We start from the raw sequence: 19,951 nt of genomic DNA, 5'->3' as shown, positions 1-19,951 counted from the left end.
CGCGGTCGTTTCGGCGGAAGGGTGTCGCTCAGGGCGAGTCGGGCTTCTCGAGGGACAGCGGGCGCGACGGCGTGGGACGCTCGGCGACCTCGAGGGTGATCTCCAGGGGCTCGCCGCCGCGCACCACCGTCACCGGCAGATCGGTGCCGGGGGCGATGTCGGCGATGTCGCTCATGGTCTGGCGCGGATCGAGAATCGGGTTGCCATCCACCTTGAGCAGCACGTCGCCGGGCTGCAGGCCGGCATCGTCCGCCGGGCCGTCGGGCACTACGCCGGCGATGATCACGCCGGTGGGTGCCGCCAGGCCGAAGGAGGCGGCCAGCTCCGGGTTGAGCTCCTGGGCCTCGACGCCCAGCCAGCCGCGCACCACCCGGCCCTGGGTGACGATCTGCTCGAGGATGCTGCGTGCCAGGTTGGCGGGGATGGCGAAGCCGATGCCCTGGGAGCCGCCGGAGCGCGAGAAGATGGCGGTGTTGATGCCGACCAGTGCGCCGTCCGGATTGATCAGGGCGCCGCCGGAGTTGCCCGGGTTGATGGCGGCATCGGTCTGGATGAAGTCCTCGTAGGCGTTGAGCCCCAGGTGGCTGCGGCCGGTGGCGCTGACGATACCCATGGTCACGGTCTGGCCGACGCCGAAGGGATTGCCGATGGCCAGCGCCACGTCGCCGATCGCCGCCTGGTCCGAGTCGGACAGCTCGATGACCGGCAGGTCGTCGAGGTCGATGCGCAGCACCGCCAGGTCGCTCTCGGGGTCGGTGCCGATGACCTCGGCCAGGGTCTCGCGGCCGTCGCGCAGTGCCACCTGGATCTGGTCGGCGCCGCGGATCACGTGGTGGTTGGTCAGCACATAGCCGTCGGCGCTGACGATCACCCCCGAGCCCAGGCTCGACAGCATGCGCTGGCGGCGCGGAGCGTCATCGCCGAAGAACTGGCGGAAGAAGGGATCGGACATCAGCGGATGACTGTCGCGCTCCACCACCCGCGAGGAATAGACGTTGACCACCGCCGGGGCGGCCTGTGCCACGGCGCTTGCGTAGCTGGCCGGGCCTTCGCCGCGTTCCATGGGCGGGGCTTCGCGCAGGCTGGGGGCCGGCCGCTCGACCTCGTCGGCGGTCTGCAGCGGGGGCGGCGAGGTGGCGACGGGCGGCGTGGCCTGGCGACCCACCAGTCGCGGGAAGGCGTTGAGCAGCACGATGGCCAGCAGCAGGCCGATCAGGATGGGCCAGACATAGGGGAGGGCGCGTCGCATGCGGCGGGCTTCCTTCTGGTGCGTGGTCGCAGGGTGGCGGGGCGGCGGTTTAGAATGGCTCGAATTGTAACATTGCATGCGTGAACCGTCCGGAGGCTTCATGACGACATCCACGGAACTGGTGGCGGCCTGCGATCGGCTGCTGTCACCGGCGCGATTCAAGGACTACACCCTCAACGGCCTGCAGGTCGAAGGCCGCGAGCGGGTCGCTCGGGTGATGAGCGGCGTCACCGCCTGCCAGGCACTGCTCGACCAGGCGGTGGCCTGGGACGCCGATCTGCTGCTGGTGCACCATGGCTATTTCTGGAAGAACGAGCCGGTGGCGGTCACCGGCATGAAGCGTCGCCGGCTGGCGACCCTGCTGGCTCATGACATCGGCCTGCTGGCCTATCACCTGCCGCTGGACGCCCATGCCGAGCTCGGCAACAACGCCCGCTTGGGCGAGCGGCTGGGCTTCGTGGCGGAAGGCTGCGCCGACGGCGAGCTCGGCGAGGGGCTGATCTGGCGGGGGCGGCCTTCCGTGCCGATGAGCGCGGCGGCGCTGGCCGAGCATGTCGGTGAGCGGCTGGGTCGCGAGCCGCTGCTGGTCGAGGCGCCCGGCGGCGGCGAGGTCCGGCGCGTGGCCTGGTGCACCGGTGGGGCCCAGGACATGATCGCCGAGGCCGCGGCGGCCGGGGCCGATGCCTTCATCTCCGGCGAGATCTCGGAGCGCACCACGCACCTGGCGCGGGAGCTGGGCATCCACTACCTGGCGGCGGGGCATCACGCCACCGAGCGCTACGGCGTCCAGGCATTGGGCGAACGCCTCGCCGCGGAGTTCGGCATCGAGCATCGCTTCGTGGATATCGACAACCCCGCCTGACGGCGGCGGGGCGTGGACGCGAAGACGCCGCCCATGGAGCTCGAGCCATGGGCGGCGTCTTCGTGTTCGTGGCGGGTTCCCGGATCGGGCGCCGGGAGGGCCTCAGTAGCGGGGTGGCTGGGGCGCGTCGGCGTCGTTCTGCTTGAGGCCGAAGTCCTCCGAGAGGGTGCCGCGGTTGCCATCGGCGTAGTCGCGGGGGGCGGCGACATCGTCGTCGCTTTCGACCTCGGGCGTCGTGGGCGTGGCGGCGGCCAGGTCGGCGCGCTGCGGGGCTTCGGCCCCCAGCCGGCTGCTGGCCTCGCTCACTTCCTTGTTCAGCGCGGCGGCGAGGCTGCCGAGACGCTCGACGTGATCGCCGACGCCGTCGCGAAGTTCGGCCAGCTGGCGGTCGCGTTCGGCGAGGCGCTGGCGCAACATCTGCACGTTGCGTGCGCCCGCATTCATCAGGTGGTAGCCCATCACGCCGAGGCCGATCCCGGCCAGCAGGCAAGCGGCGCCCAGCATCCAGTTGATATTGCTTAATTCCACATCGTTCTCCTGAGCGGTCTCTCGGCTCGGCATCGGCGGCCGGCTCCAGCGCCGGGCGGGCCGGCGGCCCATTATAGGGCCGAGGCAGATGCCGGGGTCAACGGCCGGCCGGCGATGCCAAGCGACGCCCCGGTGGGTATAATGCCCCTCTTTCACCGGATGCCGAGGACCGTCGCCCCCATGTCCATGAGCGAGCGTCACAGGATGCCGACCGCCGCCGAGCCGAACACCCCGATGGGCCGCTATCGCGCCGATCTCGAGCGCGCCGATTTCGCCTTCGATCCCGCCCAGGAACAGGCCGTGACGCACCTGCAGCGCCTGTTTGACGACCTGCTGGCCAAGCCGCGCGAGTATGCTCGGCCGGCGTCGGCGGGCAAGGGGCTGAAGTCGCGGATGGCCGGGCTGTTCGGCCGCCGCGGCGAGCCCGAGGCACCGGCACTGCCGGAGGTGACCGGGCTCTATTTCTGGGGCGGTGTCGGGCGGGGCAAGACCTACCTGGTGGACACCTTCTTCGAGGCGCTGCCCTTTCCCGAGAAGATGCGCACCCACTTTCACCGTTTCATGCAGCGGGTGCACAACGAACTCGAGCACTACAAGGGCGAGAAGAACCCGCTGACCCTCGTGGCCGACAAGTTCGCCGCCGAGGCGCGGGTGATCTGTTTCGACGAGTTCTTCGTCAAGGACATCACCGACGCCATGATCCTGGCCAACCTGCTCGAGGCGCTGTTCGCCCGCGGGGTGGTGCTGGTGGCGACCTCCAACATCGTGCCGGCCGACCTCTACAAGGATGGCCTGCAGCGCGCGCGCTTCCTGCCGGCGATTGACCTGCTGGAGCGTCACTGCGAGGTGGTCAACGTCGACTCCGGCATCGACTACCGACTGCGCGCCCTGGAACGCGCCGAGATCTTTCATTCGCCGCTGGACGAGGCCGCCGAGGCCGAGCTGTCACGCAGCTTCCGCGAGATCGCCGGCCACGAGGGCGAGGACGGGGCGCCGATCGAGATCAATCATCGGGTGCTGCACAGCCGGCGGCTGCATGACGACGTGGTGTGGTTCGCGTTCGACGAGCTCTGCGACGGCCCGCGCAGTCAGAACGACTACATCGAGCTGGCTCGCGAGTACCACACCGTGCTGGTCTCCAGCGTGCCGTGCATGGACGGCGCCAGCGACGACCAGGCCCGGCGCTTCATCAACATGGTCGACGAGTTCTACGACCGCGGCGTCAAGCTGCTGATGTCCGCCGAAGCGCCGGCCGAGCGGCTCTATCGCGACGGCAAGCTGGAGTTCGAGTTCGAGCGGACCCTCTCGCGCCTCCAGGAGATGCAGTCGAGGGAGTATCTGGCCCTGCCGCACAAGCCCTGACCCGGCCTCTGGCCGGGAGCTGTAAGCCTTGAGCTTGAAGCCGGAAGCCCCCCCTTTCTTTCCTCCGTGACGAAGGGGGCATGCTGTTTTCCAGCTTGTGCGTCATTGCCTTGCCGGTCTGGGGCGTGTAGAATTCGCGCGCTTGACCGTTGTCGTCCGCGGACGGCAACCAAGAAAAATAGGGATGGTCCGAACCGCCGAGCCGGGGCAGGACCCAATACATCGATTTGGTGATTCACCCATGAAGACGTTCACTGCCAAGCCGCAGTCCGTCCAGCGCGACTGGTACGTCGTCGACGCTGCGGACAAGACTCTGGGCCGTCTGGCCACCGAGATCGCTCGCCGCCTGCGTGGCAAGCACAAGCCGGAATACACCCCGCACGTTGACACTGGCGACTACATCGTCGTGATCAACGCCGAGAAGGTGCATGTCACCGGCAACAAGGCGAGCGCCAAGAACTACTATCGTCACACCGGTTACCCGGGTGGCCTGCGCTCCATGAACTTCGAGAAGATGATCGCTCACGCACCGGAGCGCGTCATCGAGTCCGCGGTCAAGGGCATGCTCCCGAAAGGCCCGCTGGGTCGTGCCATGTACTCCAAGCTCAAGGTCTACGCCGGCACCGAGCATCCGCACGCCGCGCAGCAGCCGCAAGAACTGAACATCTGAGGGAGCTTTCGCCATGACACAGCAGTATTACGGTACCGGTCGCCGCAAGACCTCTACCGCCCGCGTCTTCCTGAAGCCGGGCACTGGCAAGATCACCGTCAACAACCGTGATCTGGACGAGTTCTTCGGCCGTGTCACCGGTCGCATGGTCGTCCGTCAGCCGCTCGAGCTGACCGAGACCCTCGGCCAGTTCGACGTCTACGTGACCGTCAAGGGCGGCGGTGGCAGCGCCCAGGCCGGCGCCATTCGTCACGGCCTCACTCGCGCCCTGATGCAGTACAACGAAGACTTCCGCAAGCCGCTGCGTGAAGCCGGTTACGTCACCCGTGACGCCCGTGAAGTCGAGCGTAAGAAGATCGGTCTGCGCAAGGCCCGTCGTCGTCCGCAGTTCTCCAAGCGCTGATCTGCGACGAGCCTCGTCAAGAACGCCCGGGTCCTCAGGACCCGGGCGTTTTTTTTGTGCGAGGTCAAGAGATTGGCGTCTTGCCGCTGCCGGTCGGCCGCGGCGTGTTGTGAAGGGTGGCCCCTTTACCTACCATGGTTAGCATTCCTCACCCCCTGTGGTCGCGGCTCTGGTGGCTCGCGCAGCAATGGCGGGCAAATCGCTGATGGGAGAATACCAACAATGGCAGACAGCGGCGTGAACAAGGGGCGACGCCGTTTCCTCGTGGGCGCTACCTCCGTCGTGGGTGCGGCGGGCGCGGTCGGGGTCGCGGTTCCCTTCTTGTCCTCCTGGCAACCGAGTGCCCGGGCGCGTGCCGCCGGTGCGCCGGTCAAGGCGGATATCTCCAAGCTCGAGCCCGGTCAGCGCATGACCGTCGAATGGCGTGGGCGCCCGGTGTGGGTACTCTACCGGACGCCCGAAATGATCGAGCGCACCGAGGCGCTCGGCGGTGATCTGCTGGCCGACCCCGGCTCCGAGGAGCCCCAGCAACCCGGCTATGCCGATGGCACGATGCGGTCCATTCGCCCCGAGATCGGGGTGCTGGTCGGTATCTGCACCCATCTGGGCTGCTCGCCGCTGTTCAAGCCGGACCCCGGGGCCGACGATGTCGGCGTCGCCGACTGGCCGGGCGGTTTCTTCTGCCCCTGTCACGGGTCGCGCTTCGATCTGGCGGGTCGCGTATTCGCCAACGTGCCGGCACCGCTGAATCTGGAGGTGCCCCCGTATCGCTTCGAGAGTGACGACGTCATCGTCGTCGGTGAGGATGAGGAGACGGCCTGATGGCGAACCCCGATAAGCCCAAGGCGGAGCGCGGCGTCATGCGCTGGGTCGACGATCGCTTTCCCGCCACCCAGATGTGGCAGGAGCACCTGTCGAAGTACTACGCGCCGAAGAACTTCAACTTCTGGTACTTCTTCGGCTCGCTGGCGCTGCTGGTGCTGGTCAACCAGATCCTCACCGGCGTCTGGTTGACCATGAGCTTCAATCCTTCCGCCGAGGGCGCCTTTGCCTCGGTGGAATACATCATGCGCGACGTGGAGTGGGGCTGGCTGATCCGCTACATGCACTCCACCGGCGCCTCGGCGTTCTTCGTCGTGGTCTACCTGCACATGTTCCGCGGCCTGCTCTACGGCTCCTACAAGGCGCCCCGGGAGCTGGTGTGGATCTTCGGCATGGCGATCTACCTGGCGCTGATGGCCGAGGCCTTCATGGGCTACCTGTTGCCCTGGGGGCAGATGTCCTACTGGGGCGCCCAGGTGATCATCTCGCTGTTCTCGGCCATTCCTGCCATCGGGCCGGACCTGGCCCAGTGGGTACGCGGCGACTACCTGATCTCCGGCATCACCCTGAACCGCTTCTTCGCCCTGCACGTGGTGGCGCTGCCGATCGTGATCCTGGCGCTGGTGGTGCTGCACATCATCGCCCTGCACGAGGTCGGCTCGAACAATCCCGACGGCATCGACATCAAGGCCAAGAAGGACGAGAGCGGCAAGCCGCTGGACGGGATTCCCTTTCATCCCTACTACACCGTCAAGGACATCGTCGGCGTGGCGGTCTTCCTGTTCGTGTTCTGTGCGGTGATCTTCTACTTCCCGGAAGGCGGCGGGTACTTCCTCGAGAAGCCGAACTTCGAGCCGGCGAATCCGTTGAAGACGCCGGATCACATCGCGCCGGTGTGGTACTTCACGCCCTTCTACGCAATCCTGCGCGCGATCAATTTCTCGCTGTTCGGCCTCGACGCCAAGTTCCTCGGCGTGGTGTGCATGGGCGCGGCCATCGCGGTGCTGTTCGTGCTGCCCTGGCTGGACCGCAGCCCGGTGCGTTCGATTCGCTACAAGGGCTGGATCTCGAAGCTGATGCTGGCGCTGTTCGCGGTGAGCTTCATCGTGCTCGGGGTGCTCGGGGTGCTGCCGCCGACCGCTGCGCGCACGGCGCTGGCCCAGCTGTGTACCGTGCTCTACTTCGCCTTCTTCCTGCTGATGCCGTTCTACAGCCGCTGGGAGAAGACCAAACCCGTTCCGGAAAGGGTGACTGGCTGATGAAAAAGGGACTGCTGGCTCTGATCCTGGCCCTGCTTCCGATGCTCGGGTTCGCCGCCGTAGGTGGCGCCCATCTGCAGGAGATGACCCCCGACCTGCACGATCGAGCATCGCTGCAGCGTGGCATGAAGCTGTTCGTCAACTACTGCATGGGGTGTCACTCCCTGCAGTATCAGCGCTTCTCCCGCGCGGCGGAGGATCTGGGCATGCCTCAGGGGCTGGTGGAGGACAACCTGATCTTCGCCGAGTCGGTGGGCTTCAACGACCAGATGCACAATGCGATGTCGGCGGAGGATGGCGAGGACTGGTTCGGCGCGGCGCCGCCGGATCTGACCCTGGAGGCGCGGCTGCGCGGCACCGACTGGATCTACTCCTATCTGCTCGGCTTCTATCGCGATCCGTCACGGCCCACCGGCGTCAACAACCAGGTCTTTCCGCTGGTGGCGATGCCCAACGTGCTCGAGCCGCTGCAGGGCGTGCAGGAGAAGGTCTGCGCCGCCAGCGAGCATCCCGTCGAGGGGGCCGAGCTTGATCCGCTGACCGGCAAGTATCAGTCCTGTGAGGTGCTGCAGGTGACCCAGCCCGGCGCCATGGAGTCCGGCGAGTTCGAGGAGGCGGTCTATGACCTGACCAACTTCCTGGCCTATGTCGGCGAGCCGTCGCGGCTCAAGGCCGAGGCGCTGGCGCCCAAGGTGCTGATCTTCATCTTCGTCTTCGGCATCATTGCCTATCTGCTCAAGCGCGAGTACTGGCGCGACATTCACTGACGAATCCGGCCGCGCGGGCGCATGGCTTCGGCCATGCGCCCGCGTCGTGTGCCGTGGCGATAGCGGGACGCCACACGACGCCCCGAGATGGGGTGCGTCGTGTTATCATCCCGCCACGAACTGATGCGAGGATTGTTTCATGGGTGTAGTGGCCAAGCGGTCGTCGATGATCTTCTATTCCGGGGGCGATGATCATTACAGTCATCGGGTACGTATCGTGCTCGCCGAGAAAGGGGTGGCGGTGGATATCGTCGAGGTCACCGAGGAGAGCCACCCCGAGGAGCTCGCCGATCTCAACCCCTACAACAGCGTGCCCACGCTGCTTGACCGGGACCTGGTGCTCTACGAGTCCAAGGTGATGATGGAGTACCTCGACGAGCGGTTCCCGCATCCGCCGCTGCTGCCGGTCTATCCGGTCGCCCGGGCCCAGAGCCGGCTGTGGATGCATCGCATCGAGCGCGAGTGGTGCCCGCTGGTCGAGCAGATCCAGAACGGCACCAAGAAGGAAGCCGAGAAGGCGCGCAAGGAGTTGCGCGAGAGCCTGGTCGGCATCTCGCCGATCTTCGAGGACATGCCGTTCTTCATGAGCGAGGAGTTCACCCTGGTGGACTGCTGCCTGGCACCGATCCTGTGGCGTCTGCCGGCGCTCGGCATCGAGATGCCGGAGAAGCAGATCAAGCCGCTGATGGGCTACATGGAGCGCGTCTTCGATCGCGACGGCTTCCGGGCCTCGCTGAGCGAAGCCGAGCGCGAGATGCGTCCCTGATCGTTCTTTCACGCCCCGGCGTCGCGCCGGGGCCGCTTTTCTGGAGGGCCAATCGATGCAATCGAGTCGTCCCTATATCGCGCGGGCCCTGTACGAGTGGCTGCTGGACAACGAGCTGACGCCCTACATCGTGGTCGATGCCGAGCAGGCGGGCGTCGAGGTGCCGCGCCAGTTCGTGCAGAACGGCCAGATCGTGCTCAACCTCGGCGTCAGCGCGATCCGCGACCTGTCGATGACCAACGAGGCCATCGCCTTCTCGGCACGCTTCGGCGGCAAGCCGACCCAGATCATGGTGCCGATCGAGGCGCTGATCGCGATCTATGCCCGCGAGAACGGCGTCGGCATGGTGTTCGGTCATGAGCCGGTGATGCCGGCCGATGATGCCAATGACGTGGTCGAGGAGGCGTCGGAGGACGAGGCGCCGGGGCTGTCCAGCGTCGACAGCGACGATGGCGATGCCGGCGGCGAGCCGGAGCAGGCGCCGAAGAAGGGGCGTCCCTCGCTGCGCGTGGTCAAGTAGCGCGTCGTTCCCGCCGCCATGCGCGGAACCTGACAGAAGAACGGCAGGCCCTCGGGCCTGCCGTTCTTCGTTCCGTGCCGCCGGATGGCGGGGCGCGAGGGCGTCAGTCGAGGTAGTCGAAGACCTTGACGATGCGCTGCATGCCGCCGACGTTGCGGACCGCGGCGACGATGCGCTCGGCCTCCTGGCGGCGCACGATGCCCATCAGGAAGACGCTGTCGTTCTCGGTGACGATGCGCAGTTTGCTGGAGTCGATGGCCTCGTTGGCGACCAGCGCGGTGCGGATGCGGGTCTTGAGCCAGGTGTCGGTGAGACGCTGGCTGGTCGGCAGGTTGGCGGCCACGCTCAGCTGGTTGTGGACGCGGCGCACGTTGCGCACCTCGCCGGCGATGCGCTCGGCCATGTTCTTGAGTTCCTGGCTCGGTACCTGGCCGGTGAGCAGCACCACGCCGTTGTAGCTGTCGACGTTGATGCGGGCGTCGCCAAGGCGGGCGTCGGTGGTGCCGAGGTTGTGGGCGACCTTGGTCTCGATGCTGTCGTCCTCGACCTTGGTGCCGACGGTACGCTCGCTGTAGTTCTCGTTGATGGGGCCGGAGGTGGTGGCCGCGGTCATGGTGGTGCAGCCGGACAGGGCCAGCAGCAGGGCCAGGGAAAGGCCCAGGAGGCGGGACTTGTCGATCATGGGCATCACTCGCTTGCGCCGAAGAGTTGTTCGTCGATGAGGTCGCACAGGCAGTGGATCACCAGCAGGTGAACCTCCTGGATGCGGGCGGTCGAGGTGGCCGGCACGCGGATCTCGCAGTCGTCCTGGCCGAGCAGCGAGGCCATGTTGCCGCCGTCGCGGCCGGTCAGGGCGACCACGGTCATCTCGCGGTCGTGGGCGGCCTGGATGGCCTGCACCACGTTGCCGGAATTGCCGCTGGTGGAAATCGCCAGCAGCACGTCGCCGGGCTGGCCCAGGGCACGAATCTGCTTGGAATACACCTCGTTGTAGCTGTAGTCGTTGGCGATCGAGGTCAGCGTCGAGGTGTCGGTGGTCAGCGCCAGGGCCGGCAGGCTGGGGCGCTCGCGCTCGAAGCGGTTGAGCAGCTCGGACGAGAAGTGTTGGCTGTCGCCGGCGCTGCCGCCGTTGCCACAGGCCAGGATCTTCCCTTCGTTGACCAGGGCCTGGACCATCATCTGGCTGGCGACCTCGATGAAGGGCGGCAGCACCTCGCTGGCGTAGGTCTTGGTGTCGATGCTGGCGTTGAAGTGTCCGAGAATGCGGTTCTGGAAATCCATCGTGGCTTCCTGGTCCTTGGGCGATCAGAACGCTTCGAAGGCGTTTCGGACCCAGGTGAAATCGAGGTCCGGCGGCGTGCCGGTGGCGGCCAGCACATCGAAGCGGCAGGCACATGATAGCCGGTTGCGTTGCAGATAAAAACGCGCCGCCTGGATCAGGCGGCGCTGCTTGGTGGCGTTGACGGTCTCGAGCGGATGGCCGTGGCGGGTGTCGCGGCGGTGGCGAACCTCGACGAATACCAGCACATCGCCATCGCGCATCACCAGGTCGATCTCGCCGCCCCGGGCGTGTTGGTTGGCGGCCACGAGGGCGAGGCCGCGGGCCGCCAGCCAGTCCGCGGCGAGGCGCTCGATGCGAGCGCCGCGGGCGCGGGCGTCAGCGGGATGCGTCATCGGTGAAGTGGCTCATGTCCAGCGCCGGCTGGGGCACGCCGTCCTCGAAGCGGGCCCAGGGCAGCTCGCGGTGGATGCGGCCGTCCTGGTCGGCGCTCAGGGTGCCGGTGGCGCCGAACAGCTCGCTGCCGGGGATGGCCTGGAACTGGGGCAGACGCCGGGCCAGCTCGTAGGCGTCCACGCCCATGGCCATCAGGCGGAACATGTTGGGGTCGGACTCCTCGCGCAGCTGGCGATAGCTGTCGAGGAAGGGCAGGGCCTCTTCGCCGCCCACGGCGGCGTCGGGAATCTGCCAGGGGATGTCGAGGAACATCACGCCGTTCAGGTCCTTGTCCAGGCGCGGCTGCGGGCGCCCCTCGTAGAGGTGCGAGGTGGCGTAGACCGACAGCTCCTGCTTGTAGGCGTAGTAGTCGATGGTCGGTGGCACCTGGCGAGCGTAGTCGGGCAGGGCCAGCAGGAACAGCATGTCGGGGCGGCTCGAGCCCAGCGCGCGGCGCGTGCTCTCGGTGGCCGGCCGGCCGGGGTTGTAGCGTACGGCGTTGGCGATCCGGCCGTCGCGATCGCGCCAGGCGTCGGCGAACGCCTCGCCGACCCGGCGTCCCCAGGCGTTGTCCGGTACCAGCAGCGAGGCGCTGCGATGGCCGTCCTGGCGGCCGCGAGCCGCCACCGAGCGAGCCTCGTCCTCGGCCGAGAGGCCGTACTGGAAGAGCCCTTCGGCGCTGTTGCGCTCGTCCTCGCCGTAGTTGAGGGCCAGCGTCGGCATCGGCACCCGGTCGCGGCGCTCCAGGGCGGTGACGGCATCCTTGTCCAGCGGCCCGATGACCACCTGGGCGCCGCGCTGACGGGCCTCCTGATAGAGGGCGTCGAAGTTGCCGCCGGAGGAATCGATGAAGGTCAGCTGGATGCCGCGGCCACCGCCGTTCACCTCGTTCATGTGGTGGGCGCGCAGGCCTTCCTCGAGGGCGTCGGCGACCCCGGCCAGCGGGCCGGACTCGGGCAGGAAGACGGCGATGTGGCGCACGTCCTGGCCGCGCAGGTCGCGCAGCGCCAGGATGTCGGCGGGCAGCTGCCGGGCCGCGGGATGATCCGGATAGCGACCGCGCCAGTCGTCGAGGCGGGCGAACAGGCGTTCGATGTCGCCGCCGCTGGCGCGCACCAGCTCGGCGAGATCGAGCCAGGCCCGGGTCGGGTCGCTGGCGCCGTCACGCAGCTCGTCGATTGCGCCCGGCGTCAGGCGCGAGAGCTGCTCCCAGATCGGGTCGTTGAGATCGATGCGACCGGTATCGGCCTGCAGGCGAAGCAGCGCCTGGGCGGCGGCGCGCGTCTCGCCGATCTGGCCGAGGGCGCGGGCCTGGCGTTCGCGCAGCAGCGCGGCCTGGTCGCGGGACAGCTGCAGCCCGTCGAGCTGCTGGGCGGCCTGGATCACCGCCGAGGGGTCTCCCTCGGTCTCGCCGAGGTCGGACAGCAGCATCGCCCAGCGACCGCGATCCTCGGGGGGCAGCCGGCTGTCGTCGATGCCCTTGGCGATGTCCAGCGCCTGGGGGCGGCTGCCCTGGCGTGCTAGGATGTCGGCCGCCTGAAGCCGCGACTGCGCGGCCTGCTCGGGTGCCTGCTGCTCGGCCTGGGCCAGCAGCTGGTCAGGATCGCCGACGGGCTGCCGTTCGGTGATGCCGGGCTGGAAGGCACAGCCGGCCAGCCACATTGCCACGAAGGCGGCGGCCAGCGGGCCGCGAGACGAAATCTTCATGAATCCTTCCTTGTCCTCACGTGCGGAGAGCTTCCCGGGAGCCGAAATGACAGACGCCATAACAGGGGTATTGTACGTGGTCGCCACGCCGATTGGGAATCTGGACGACCTTGCCCCCCGTGCCGCACGGCTGCTGGGCGAGGTCGACCTGGTGGCCGCCGAGGATACCCGGCACACCTCGCGCCTGCTGCGCCACCTGGGCGTGGCGCCGCCGCTGCTGTCGCTGCACGAGCACAACGAGGCCGCGCGGGTCGAGCAGATCGACGCCCGGCTGGCCGCCGGGGAGGCCGTGGCGCTGGTCAGCGATGCCGGCACGCCCCTGATCAGCGATCCCGGTTTCGTGCTGGTACGCGAGCTGCGCGCCCGCGGGCGCCGCATCGTGCCGGTGCCCGGGGCGTGCGCCCTGGTGGCGGCGCTCTCGGCGGCGGGCCTGCCCACCGATCGTTTCCTGTTCCAGGGCTTCCTGCCGGCCAAGGGGGGCACCCGGCGAGGACGGCTCGAGGCGCTGGCCGAGCGCGAGGAGACCCTGGTGTTCTACGAGTCGCCGCATCGCATCCGTGACACCCTGGCCGATCTCGGTACGGTGCTCGGCGAGCGTCAGGTGGTGCTCGCCCGGGAGCTGACCAAGACCTTCGAGACCTTTCTCGAGGGCACCCCCGAGGCCCTGCTGGCGCGGATGGCGGACGACCCCGACCAGGCCCGTGGCGAGTTCGTGGTGATGGTGGCCGGCGCCGCGCCGAAGTCGGCCGACGAGGCCGCCAGCGTCGATGCCGATGCGCTGCTTTCCGCCATGCTCGCCGAGGGCGTGGGGGTCAAGCAGGCCGCGGCAGTGACCGCTCGGACCCTGGGGGGCGCCAAGAAACAGTGGTACGCCAGGGCGCAGGCGCTCAAGGACGGGGATTGAGGGGGTGGCGGGGCGCTGGTATGCTTGCCGCGGGAGTTGGCCAGACAGCCGCCGCCGGAGCGATCCGGGGGAGGAAAGTCCGGGCTCCACAGGGCAGAGTGCCAGGTAACGCCTGGGCGGCGCGAGCCGACGGAAAGTGCAGCAGAGAGCAGACCGCCTACGTCTCCTTCGGGAGGCCGGTAAGGGTGAAAGGGTGCGGTAAGAGCGCACCGCGCGCCTGGTAACAGTGCGTGGCACGGTAAACCCCACTCGGAGCAAGACCAAATAGGAACCCGTTGGCGTGGCCCGCGTTGGGTTCGGGTAGGTTGCTTGAGGGCGACGGTGACGTCGCCCCTAGAGGAATGGCTGTCCCCGACAGAACCCGGCTTATCGGCCGACTCCCCACGAATTCCTTGCGCGCCGCCGTCCGGCGGCGCCCCGCCATTTGCAAGACCAGCCGCCAAGAGAAGCGCATGACGTCATCCGCCCCCGAACACGCCCCCCGCGGCTTTCGCCATGCCAGCGTGCTGCTCGACGGGGCGGTCGACGCCCTGATCCATGATCCGGCGGGCCATTATCTGGACGGCACCTTCGGCCGCGGCGGCCACTCCCGGGCGATCCTCGAGCGGCTCGCTCCCGAGGGGCGGCTGCTGGCCATCGACCGCGATCCCCAGGCCATCGCCGAAGCGGCGAACATCGACGACGAGCGCTTCGCCATCGATCAGGGCGAGTTCGCCCGCCTGGGCGAGTTTGCCGAGGCGCGCGGCCTGCACGGCCGGCTGTCCGGCGTGCTGCTCGATGTCGGCGTCTCCTCGCCCCAGCTCGACGATCCGGAGCGGGGCTTCAGCTTCCTGCGTGACGGCCCGCTCGACATGCGCATGGACCCGACCCGTGGCGAGAGCGCCGCGGACTGGCTGGCCCATGCCGCCGAGGACGAGATCGCCCGGGTGTTCAAGACCTACGGCGAGGAGCGCTTCGCCCGCCGGCTGGCCAAGGCGATCGTGGCCCGCCGCGTCGAGACGCCCTTCACCCGCACCGGCGATCTGGCCGAGGTGATCAAGACCGCCCACCCCGCCTGGGAGAAGGGCAAGCACCCGGCCACCCGCGCCTTCCAGGCGCTGCGCATCCAGGTCAACGGCGAGCTCGACCAGCTCGATGCCGCCCTCGAGGCCGCCCTCGAGGCGCTGGCCCCCGGCGGGCACCTGGTGGTGATCAGCTTCCATTCTCTGGAGGATCGTCGGGTCAAGCGCTTCATCCGGGATCACGTGCGCGGCGACACCCATCTGCCCAAGGGCATCCCGCTGCGCGACGACCAGATCCAGCGGCGCCTGGAGTCCGTCGGCAAGGCGCGCCGTCCGGGGCCGGAGGAGGTCGAGGCCAACCCCCGCGCCCGCAGTGCGGTGATGCGCGTGGCGCGCAAGCGATACTGAGGTACGGCATGGCTCAAGGACGCGACGCCACTCCCTCTTCCTTCGCCTGGCCGCTGCGCCTGCGCCCGACCCTGGGGCTGGCGCTCAATGCCGTGCTGCTGGCGGCCTGCCTGGGCGCGGCCCTGGCCGTGATCGCCACCAGCCATCAGACCCGGGTGCAATACGCGCAGCTGCAGGCGCTCGAGCGTGAGCACCAGCAGCTGCAGACCGAGTGGAGCCAGCTGCTGCTCGAGGAGAGCGCCTGGTCCTCGCCGTCGCGCATCGAGCGGCTGGCCAGCGACCGGCTCGAGATGCGCCTGCCCGGCATCGACGAAGTCGAGGTCATCCGGCCATGAGTGCCACGCCTCGTCGCGGCAAGACGCGTCATGCCCCGTCGCCCATGGGGCAGGCCCGCTACCGGGTGATGCTGGGGCTGGTGCTGATCGGCCTGGCGTTGCTGGCCGGACGCATCGTCGACCTGCACGTCTTCGACCGCACCTTCCTGCAGGGGCAGGGCGATGCCCGGACCCTGCGCGTCGATCCCATTCCCGCCCACCGCGGCATGATCACCGATCGCCACGGCGAGCCGCTGGCGATCTCCACCCCGGTGGTGACGCTGTGGGCCAACCCCCAGGATCTGCCCGACGATCGCATCCAGCGGCTGCGCCTGGCCCAGGCCCTGGGGCAGGAGCCCGAGGCCCTGAACGCGCGCATCGAGCGCTATGCCGATCGCGAGTTCATGTACCTGCGCCGCCGCATGACGCCGGTGGACGCCCAGGAGGTGCTCGACCTGCGCATCCCAGGGGTGCACAAGCGGGCCGAGTACAAGCGCTACTATCCTGCCGGTGAGGTGATCGCCCAGCTGATCGGCGTGACCAACATCGACGATCAGGGGCAGGAGGGGCTGGAGCTCGCCTATCAGTCCTACCTCTCCGGGGAGCCGGGGCGTCGCCGGGTGCTCAAGGATCGGCGCGGACGACTGGTCCGCGACCTGGAGGTGCTCCAGGAGGCCGAGCCCGGCGGCGACCTGACGCTGGCCATCGACCAGCGCCTGCAGTACATGGCCTATCGCGAGCTCAAGTCGGCGGTGGACGAGAACGACGCCGACGGCGGCGTGCTGGTGATGCTCGACGCCGATACCGGCGAAGTGCTGGCCATGGCCAACCAGCCGTCCTACAACCCCAACAATCGTGCCGGCCTCGATCCCGGCGGGTTGCGCAACCGCGCCATCGTCGACGTCTTCGAGCCCGGCTCGGTGATGAAGCCGCTGGCCATGTCGGCGCTGCTCGAGACCGGCCGGTTCCCGCCCGATACCGTGGTCGACACCTCGCCGGGCTGGATGGTCATCGACGGTTACACCATCAAGGACGTCGCCAACTACGGCGAGCTGACCCTGTCCGGCATCCTCGAGAAGTCCTCGAACATCGGCATGTCCAAGCTGACCCTGCAGCTTGACGACCCCGTGGTGCCCGAGCGCTATCGGGCGCTGGGCTTCGATCAGGTGCCGGGCACCGGCTTTCCCGGCGAGGCGGGGGGCAGCGTGCCGGCGCCCCAGGTCTGGTCCAGCAGCCAGTGGGCGGCGCTGTCCTATGGCTACGGCCTGTCGGTGTCCGCGCTGCAGCTGGCCGGGGCCTACACCGCCATCGCCAACCACGGCGAGCGCCTGCCGCCGTCGCTGTTGCGTCTCAATCGGCCGCCGGCCGGCGAGCCGGTGATCGAGCCCGACGTCGCCGACCGCGTGCTGGGCATGATGGACCGGGTGGTGGAGCCGGGCACCGGTGCCCGGCGTGCCCTGGTGCCGGGCTACAGCGTGGCCGGCAAGACCGGCACGGTGCGCAAGAGCGGCGGGGGTGGCTACGAGGAGAACGCCTATCGCTCGCTGTTCGTGGGTATCGCGCCGGTCTCCGATCCGCGCCTGATCACCGTGGTGATGATCGACCACCCCCGGGGCGACGCCTTCTACGGCGGCGCGGTGGCGGCACCGGTGTTCTCACGGGTGGCCGGCAGCGCCCTGCGGCTGCTGGACGTGCCCCCCGACCTGCTGGACGAGGATTCATGAGCGCCGCACCGTTCGCCGTTCGCCATGCGATCGTTCATAGCCCGATCGTCTATCGCCTGACCGTCTACCGAAAGGAGAGCCCATGGACGTGACCGCCGAGCGCCTGATCGAGGCCCTGAGCGCCCACTGGCCCCGCCGGCGCGAGGCGCTGGCCGGGCTCGCGCTGCCCGCCCGGCCGCGGTTGATCCTGGACAGCCGGGAGCTCGCCGCCGGCGACGTCTTCCTCGCCGTGCCCGGGGTATCCGTCGACGGCCGCGACTACATCGCCGCCGCCCTGGAGGCCGGCGCCGCCCTGGTGCTGGCCCATGACGACGACGCCTCGACGCTGCCGGACGACCCACGGGTGGTGGCGCTGCCACATCTGCGCACCCGGCTCGGCGAGCTGGGGCGCGACCTCTTCGACGTGCCCGAGGCGCTGGAGCTGATCGGCGTCACCGGCACCAACGGCAAGAGTTCGGTGACTCACTACATTGCCGCCCTGAGCGAACGCCTCGGTCGACCGGCCGGCATGATCGGCACCCTGGGCCACGGGCGCCCCGGCGCGCTGGTCGAGGGGCGGTTGACCACGCCGGGGCCGCTGGCGCTGCAGGCCGCCCTCGGCGAGCTCGCCGGCTCGGGCCTGGAGCGGGTGGCCATGGAGGTCTCGTCCCATGCTCTGGAGCAGCGGCGTCTCGATGCCTGCCGCTTCCGCGCCGCGGTGTTCACCAACCTGAGTCGTGACCATCTCGACTATCACGGCAGCATGGCCGCCTACGCCGCGGCCAAGGCGCGGCTGTTTCGTCGCAGCGAGCTCGCGCTGGCGGTGGTCAACGCCGACGACCCGCTGGCGCGGCTGATGCTGGCCGGGCTGGGTGAGGACGTGCGGGTGCTGGCGGTAGGCAAGGACGAGGCCGTGACCCTGCGCGTGGTGGACTGGGTGCCCCATGGCGAAGGCCAGCGCGCGCTGGTCGCCACGCCCGACGGCGAGCGCGTGTTGACGCTGCCGCTGATGGGACGCTTCAACCTGACCAACGTGCTGCTGGCCATCGCCACGCTGCACGGCCTGGGGGAGGCGATCGATGACCTGTTCGAGGCCGCCGCCGGGCTCGCGCCGGTGCCCGGTCGCATGCAGGCGCTGGTCGGCGAGGGCGCGCCGACGGTGGTGATCGACTACGCCCACACCCCGGACGCCCTGGAGAATGCCCTGCAGGCGCTGCGTGCCCATCTGCCCGACAGCGGCCGGCTGTGGTGCCTGTTCGGCTGCGGCGGTGACCGCGATGCCGGCAAGCGCCCGCTGATGGCCGCCGCCGCCGAGCGCCACGCCGACCGGCTGGTGATCACCGACGACAATCCCCGCTCCGAGGCGCCGGCGGCGATCCGCGAGGCGATGCTCGAGGGGCTGTCCGAGGCCGGCCGCGAGGCCGCCGAGGTGGTCGACGGCCGCGCCCGGGCGATCCGCGACGTCATCCGCGAGGCCGCCGCCGAGGATGTGATCCTGATCGCCGGCAAGGGTCACGAGGCCTATCAGGAGATCGACGGCGTCCGCCATGCCTTCTCTGATCTCGCCGAGGCCGAGGCGGCGCTGGCCGCCCGCCGGGAGGGCGAGGCATGAGCGGCGTCGGTCTCGAGACCCTGGCCGAGGTCGCAGCGGCGCTCGGCCTCGACGTGCCCGACGCCGGTGTGGGCGCCGAGCTGTCGGTGGGCGAGATCGTCACCGATACTCGCCGCCTGGGCCCGGGGGCGCTGTTCGTGGCGCTGACCGGCGAACGCTTCGATGGCCATGACTTCATCGCCGCCGCCCGCGAGGCGGGGGCGGTGGCCGCGGTGGTCGAGCGTCGCGTCGACGATCCGCTGCCACAGCTCGAAGTGGCCGACGCTCGCCTGGCCCTGGGCCTGCTGGGTCGCGCCCGGCGCCGCGCCTGGGGCGGCCCGCTGGTCGCGGTGACCGGCAACAGCGGCAAGACCACGGTCAAGCAGATGCTGGCCACGCTGCTGGCCCGCCGCGGCGAGACCCTGGCCACCCGGGGCAACCTCAACAACGACATCGGCGCGCCGCTGACGCTGCTCGAGCTGGCTGCCGAGCACCGCCAGGCGGTGGTCGAGCTCGGCGCGAACCACCTGGGCGAGATCGCCTGGACGGCCGGTCTGGCCGAACCGCAGGTGGCGGTGATCACCAACGTCACCGGCGCCCACGTGGGCGAGTTCGGCGGCCCGGGCCGCATCGCTCAGGCCAAGGCCGAGATCCTGGCGTCGCTTCCCGGCGACGGGGTGGCGGTGCTCAATCGCGACGACCGCTACTTCGCCAGCTGGGCGAGCCTGGCGGCCCCGCGAGAGGTGCTGGATTTCGCCGTGGAAGGACCGGCGCGTCTGCGCGCCGAGACACTGGTTTGCGATCCGCTCGGACGCTATGCTTTCACGCTGTTTCACGATGATCGCGAACTGGGGCGCGTGCAGCTTGCGCTGCTCGGCCGCCACAACGTGGCCAATGCCCTGGCGGCGGCGGGCGCGGCGCTGGCCATGGGCCTGGCCCCGGACGACGTGCTGGCCGGGCTCGAGGCCGTCGCGCCGATGCCGGGCCGGCTCAGCGTGGTGGAGGGTGTCAATGGCTCGCGCTTGCTCGACGATACCTACAACGCCAACCCCGGCGCGGTGAAGGCCGCCCTCGACCTGCTGGCCAGCCTGCCGGGACCGCACTGGTGCCTGCTGGGCGCCATGGGTGAGCTGGGCGAGGCCTCGGCGCGGCTTCACGAAGAGGTTGGCCATCACGCGCGCGAGCTTGGCATCGACTTTCTCGGCACCCTCGGCGAGGCGGCGCGGCCGGCCAGCCGCGCCTTCGGCGAGGCGGGGTGTCATTTCGACGATCGGGAGGCGCTGACGCGCCACGTCCTCCAACATCTGCCGCCAGGGGCCAGCGTGCTGGTCAAGGGCTCGCGCAGTGCCGGCATGGAGGCCGTGGTGTCGGCGCTGTGTCCGGATGCATCAAGGTAAGGCA

At 69.2% G+C, this 19,951-nt stretch carries 21 protein-coding genes and 1 other RNA gene; 16 read left to right on the top strand and 6 right to left on the bottom strand.

Annotation, left to right across the window (positions count from 1 at the left end; genetic code table 11):
- Positions 1-28 precede the first annotated feature (28 nt).
- Positions 29-1,249, bottom strand: coding sequence for a S1C family serine protease (locus QWG60_RS10995; protein ID WP_046079767.1), 1,221 nt, complete (start codon positions 1,247-1,249; stop codon positions 29-31).
- A gap of 100 nt (positions 1,250-1,349) precedes the next feature.
- Between QWG60_RS10995 and QWG60_RS10990 the strand changes: the two genes are divergently transcribed.
- On the top strand, positions 1,350-2,111 hold the full coding sequence (locus QWG60_RS10990; RefSeq protein WP_035592426.1) for a Nif3-like dinuclear metal center hexameric protein: 762 nt from the start codon (positions 1,350-1,352) through the stop codon (positions 2,109-2,111).
- A gap of 102 nt (positions 2,112-2,213) precedes the next feature.
- On the opposite strand, the gene QWG60_RS10985 is transcribed toward QWG60_RS10990, so the two are convergent.
- On the bottom strand, positions 2,214-2,639 hold the full coding sequence (locus QWG60_RS10985) for a YhcB family protein (protein WP_160174894.1): 426 nt from the start codon (positions 2,637-2,639) through the stop codon (positions 2,214-2,216).
- Between the two features lie 204 nt (positions 2,640-2,843).
- Here QWG60_RS10985 and zapE point away from each other — a divergent pair, with 204 nt between their 5' ends.
- The 8 genes from zapE to QWG60_RS10945 all read left to right on the top strand — a co-directional run bounded on the left by zapE (position 2,844) and on the right by QWG60_RS10945 (position 9,208).
- Positions 2,844-4,001 carry a cell division protein ZapE gene (zapE, locus tag QWG60_RS10980; RefSeq protein WP_246124611.1) on the top strand — a complete coding sequence of 386 codons (1,158 nt, stop codon included), beginning with the start codon at positions 2,844-2,846 and terminating at the stop codon, positions 3,999-4,001.
- A 241-nt stretch (positions 4,002-4,242) separates the two neighbouring features.
- On the top strand, positions 4,243-4,671 hold the full coding sequence (rplM, locus tag QWG60_RS10975; protein ID WP_016854409.1) for a 50S ribosomal protein L13: 429 nt from the start codon (positions 4,243-4,245) through the stop codon (positions 4,669-4,671).
- Between the two features lie 13 nt (positions 4,672-4,684).
- On the top strand, positions 4,685-5,074 hold the full coding sequence (rpsI, locus tag QWG60_RS10970; RefSeq protein WP_035592430.1) for a 30S ribosomal protein S9: 390 nt from the start codon (positions 4,685-4,687) through the stop codon (positions 5,072-5,074).
- 222 nt (positions 5,075-5,296) lie between these two features.
- The gene (gene petA / locus QWG60_RS10965) at positions 5,297-5,896 is read left to right on the top strand and encodes a ubiquinol-cytochrome c reductase iron-sulfur subunit (RefSeq protein ID WP_046079764.1); all 600 of its coding nucleotides are present in this window, start codon (positions 5,297-5,299) and stop codon (positions 5,894-5,896) included.
- Positions 5,896-7,155, top strand: a complete 1,260-nt coding sequence (locus tag QWG60_RS10960; protein WP_035592434.1) for a cytochrome b — start codon at positions 5,896-5,898, stop codon at positions 7,153-7,155. Before petA ends, QWG60_RS10960 begins: the two co-directional genes overlap by 1 nt.
- Entirely contained in the window at positions 7,155-7,922 is a 768-nt protein-coding gene (locus QWG60_RS10955) for a cytochrome c1 (RefSeq protein ID WP_146907352.1), read from the top strand. The genes QWG60_RS10960 and QWG60_RS10955 overlap by 1 nt, the downstream gene beginning before the upstream one ends.
- 139 nt (positions 7,923-8,061) lie before the next feature.
- Positions 8,062-8,688, top strand: coding sequence for a stringent starvation protein SspA (gene sspA, locus QWG60_RS10950; protein ID WP_035592439.1), 627 nt, complete (start codon positions 8,062-8,064; stop codon positions 8,686-8,688).
- A 55-nt stretch (positions 8,689-8,743) separates the two neighbouring features.
- Positions 8,744-9,208 (top strand): ClpXP protease specificity-enhancing factor, encoded by a 465-nt coding sequence (locus QWG60_RS10945; RefSeq protein WP_107182410.1) that lies wholly within the window; start codon positions 8,744-8,746, stop codon positions 9,206-9,208.
- Positions 9,209-9,311: 103 nt separating this feature from the next.
- On the opposite strand, the gene QWG60_RS10940 is transcribed toward QWG60_RS10945, so the two are convergent.
- Genes QWG60_RS10940 through QWG60_RS10925 form a run of 4 tightly spaced genes read right to left on the bottom strand, consistent with a single transcriptional unit; the run spans position 9,312 to position 12,629 of the window.
- The gene (locus tag QWG60_RS10940) at positions 9,312-9,890 is read right to left on the bottom strand and encodes a BON domain-containing protein (protein ID WP_035592448.1); all 579 of its coding nucleotides are present in this window, start codon (positions 9,888-9,890) and stop codon (positions 9,312-9,314) included.
- 5 nt (positions 9,891-9,895) lie between these two features.
- On the bottom strand, positions 9,896-10,489 hold the full coding sequence (locus QWG60_RS10935) for a phosphoheptose isomerase (protein WP_016854401.1): 594 nt from the start codon (positions 10,487-10,489) through the stop codon (positions 9,896-9,898).
- A gap of 24 nt (positions 10,490-10,513) precedes the next feature.
- A complete protein-coding gene (locus QWG60_RS10930) occupies positions 10,514-10,882 on the bottom strand; it encodes a YraN family protein (RefSeq protein ID WP_046079760.1) in 369 nt (122 codons plus the stop codon).
- The gene (locus QWG60_RS10925) at positions 10,866-12,629 is read right to left on the bottom strand and encodes a penicillin-binding protein activator (protein ID WP_146907354.1); all 1,764 of its coding nucleotides are present in this window, start codon (positions 12,627-12,629) and stop codon (positions 10,866-10,868) included. Before QWG60_RS10925 ends, QWG60_RS10930 begins: the two co-directional genes overlap by 17 nt.
- 46 nt (positions 12,630-12,675) lie before the next feature.
- Between QWG60_RS10925 and rsmI the strand changes: the two genes are divergently transcribed.
- The 7 genes from rsmI (at position 12,676) to QWG60_RS10890 (ending at position 19,947) form a co-directional block, all read left to right on the top strand.
- Positions 12,676-13,533: a 16S rRNA (cytidine(1402)-2'-O)-methyltransferase gene (gene rsmI / locus QWG60_RS10920; protein WP_035592455.1), complete on the top strand. Its 858-nt coding sequence runs from the start codon at positions 12,676-12,678 to the stop codon at positions 13,531-13,533.
- A 32-nt stretch (positions 13,534-13,565) separates the two neighbouring features.
- Positions 13,566-13,918, top strand: an RNA gene (gene rnpB / locus QWG60_RS10915) — RNase P RNA component class A.
- Positions 13,919-13,985: 67 nt separating this feature from the next.
- Complete coding sequence (gene rsmH / locus QWG60_RS10910; protein ID WP_146907356.1) at positions 13,986-14,942, top strand: 16S rRNA (cytosine(1402)-N(4))-methyltransferase RsmH; 957 nt, start codon at positions 13,986-13,988, stop codon at positions 14,940-14,942.
- An 8-nt stretch (positions 14,943-14,950) separates the two neighbouring features.
- The gene (gene ftsL / locus QWG60_RS10905; RefSeq protein WP_035592464.1) at positions 14,951-15,277 is read left to right on the top strand and encodes a cell division protein FtsL; all 327 of its coding nucleotides are present in this window, start codon (positions 14,951-14,953) and stop codon (positions 15,275-15,277) included.
- Entirely contained in the window at positions 15,274-16,980 is a 1,707-nt protein-coding gene (locus tag QWG60_RS10900) for a peptidoglycan D,D-transpeptidase FtsI family protein (RefSeq protein ID WP_146907358.1), read from the top strand. Before ftsL ends, QWG60_RS10900 begins: the two co-directional genes overlap by 4 nt.
- Positions 16,981-17,062: 82 nt before the next feature.
- A complete protein-coding gene (locus tag QWG60_RS10895) occupies positions 17,063-18,571 on the top strand; it encodes a UDP-N-acetylmuramoyl-L-alanyl-D-glutamate--2,6-diaminopimelate ligase (protein ID WP_035592469.1) in 1,509 nt (502 codons plus the stop codon).
- Entirely contained in the window at positions 18,568-19,947 is a 1,380-nt protein-coding gene (locus QWG60_RS10890; RefSeq protein WP_146907360.1) for a UDP-N-acetylmuramoyl-tripeptide--D-alanyl-D-alanine ligase, read from the top strand. The genes QWG60_RS10895 and QWG60_RS10890 overlap by 4 nt, the downstream gene beginning before the upstream one ends.
- Positions 19,948-19,951 lie beyond the last annotated feature (4 nt).

It is taken from the genome of Halomonas halophila (assembly GCF_030406665.1).
In the GTDB taxonomy this organism is placed as follows: Bacteria; Pseudomonadota; Gammaproteobacteria; order Pseudomonadales; family Halomonadaceae; genus Halomonas; species Halomonas halophila.
The sequence above is the reverse complement of the archived record's forward strand: the minus strand, read 5'-3'. Positions and strand labels throughout refer to the sequence as shown.

Excerpts from the sequence above, each read along its gene's own strand:
- rplM (WP_016854409.1), top strand. The coding sequence starts at position 4,243 with ATGAAGACGTTCACTGCCAAGCCGCAGTCCGTCCAGCGCGACTGGTAC.
- QWG60_RS10945 (WP_107182410.1), top strand. The coding sequence starts at position 8,744 with ATGCAATCGAGTCGTCCCTATATCGCGCGGGCCCTGTACGAGTGGCTG.
- QWG60_RS10990 (WP_035592426.1), top strand. The coding sequence starts at position 1,350 with ATGACGACATCCACGGAACTGGTGGCGGCCTGCGATCGGCTGCTGTCA.
- rsmH (WP_146907356.1), top strand. The coding sequence starts at position 13,986 with ATGACGTCATCCGCCCCCGAACACGCCCCCCGCGGCTTTCGCCATGCC.
- QWG60_RS10900 (WP_146907358.1), top strand. The coding sequence starts at position 15,274 with ATGAGTGCCACGCCTCGTCGCGGCAAGACGCGTCATGCCCCGTCGCCC.
- QWG60_RS10890 (WP_146907360.1), top strand. The coding sequence starts at position 18,568 with ATGAGCGGCGTCGGTCTCGAGACCCTGGCCGAGGTCGCAGCGGCGCTC.
- petA (WP_046079764.1), top strand. The coding sequence starts at position 5,297 with ATGGCAGACAGCGGCGTGAACAAGGGGCGACGCCGTTTCCTCGTGGGC.
- QWG60_RS10940 (WP_035592448.1), bottom strand. The coding sequence starts at position 9,890 with ATGATCGACAAGTCCCGCCTCCTGGGCCTTTCCCTGGCCCTGCTGCTG.
- ftsL (WP_035592464.1), top strand. The coding sequence starts at position 14,951 with ATGGCTCAAGGACGCGACGCCACTCCCTCTTCCTTCGCCTGGCCGCTG.
- rsmI (WP_035592455.1), top strand. The coding sequence starts at position 12,676 with ATGACAGACGCCATAACAGGGGTATTGTACGTGGTCGCCACGCCGATT.
- QWG60_RS10935 (WP_016854401.1), bottom strand. The coding sequence starts at position 10,489 with ATGGATTTCCAGAACCGCATTCTCGGACACTTCAACGCCAGCATCGAC.
- sspA (WP_035592439.1), top strand. The coding sequence starts at position 8,062 with ATGGGTGTAGTGGCCAAGCGGTCGTCGATGATCTTCTATTCCGGGGGC.
- rpsI (WP_035592430.1), top strand. The coding sequence starts at position 4,685 with ATGACACAGCAGTATTACGGTACCGGTCGCCGCAAGACCTCTACCGCC.
- QWG60_RS10925 (WP_146907354.1), bottom strand. The coding sequence starts at position 12,629 with ATGAAGATTTCGTCTCGCGGCCCGCTGGCCGCCGCCTTCGTGGCAATG.
- QWG60_RS10955 (WP_146907352.1), top strand. The coding sequence starts at position 7,155 with ATGAAAAAGGGACTGCTGGCTCTGATCCTGGCCCTGCTTCCGATGCTC.
- QWG60_RS10960 (WP_035592434.1), top strand. The coding sequence starts at position 5,896 with ATGGCGAACCCCGATAAGCCCAAGGCGGAGCGCGGCGTCATGCGCTGG.
- QWG60_RS10930 (WP_046079760.1), bottom strand. The coding sequence starts at position 10,882 with ATGACGCATCCCGCTGACGCCCGCGCCCGCGGCGCTCGCATCGAGCGC.
- QWG60_RS10995 (WP_046079767.1), bottom strand. The coding sequence starts at position 1,249 with ATGCGACGCGCCCTCCCCTATGTCTGGCCCATCCTGATCGGCCTGCTG.
- zapE (WP_246124611.1), top strand. The coding sequence starts at position 2,844 with ATGCCGACCGCCGCCGAGCCGAACACCCCGATGGGCCGCTATCGCGCC.
- QWG60_RS10895 (WP_035592469.1), top strand. The coding sequence starts at position 17,063 with ATGGACGTGACCGCCGAGCGCCTGATCGAGGCCCTGAGCGCCCACTGG.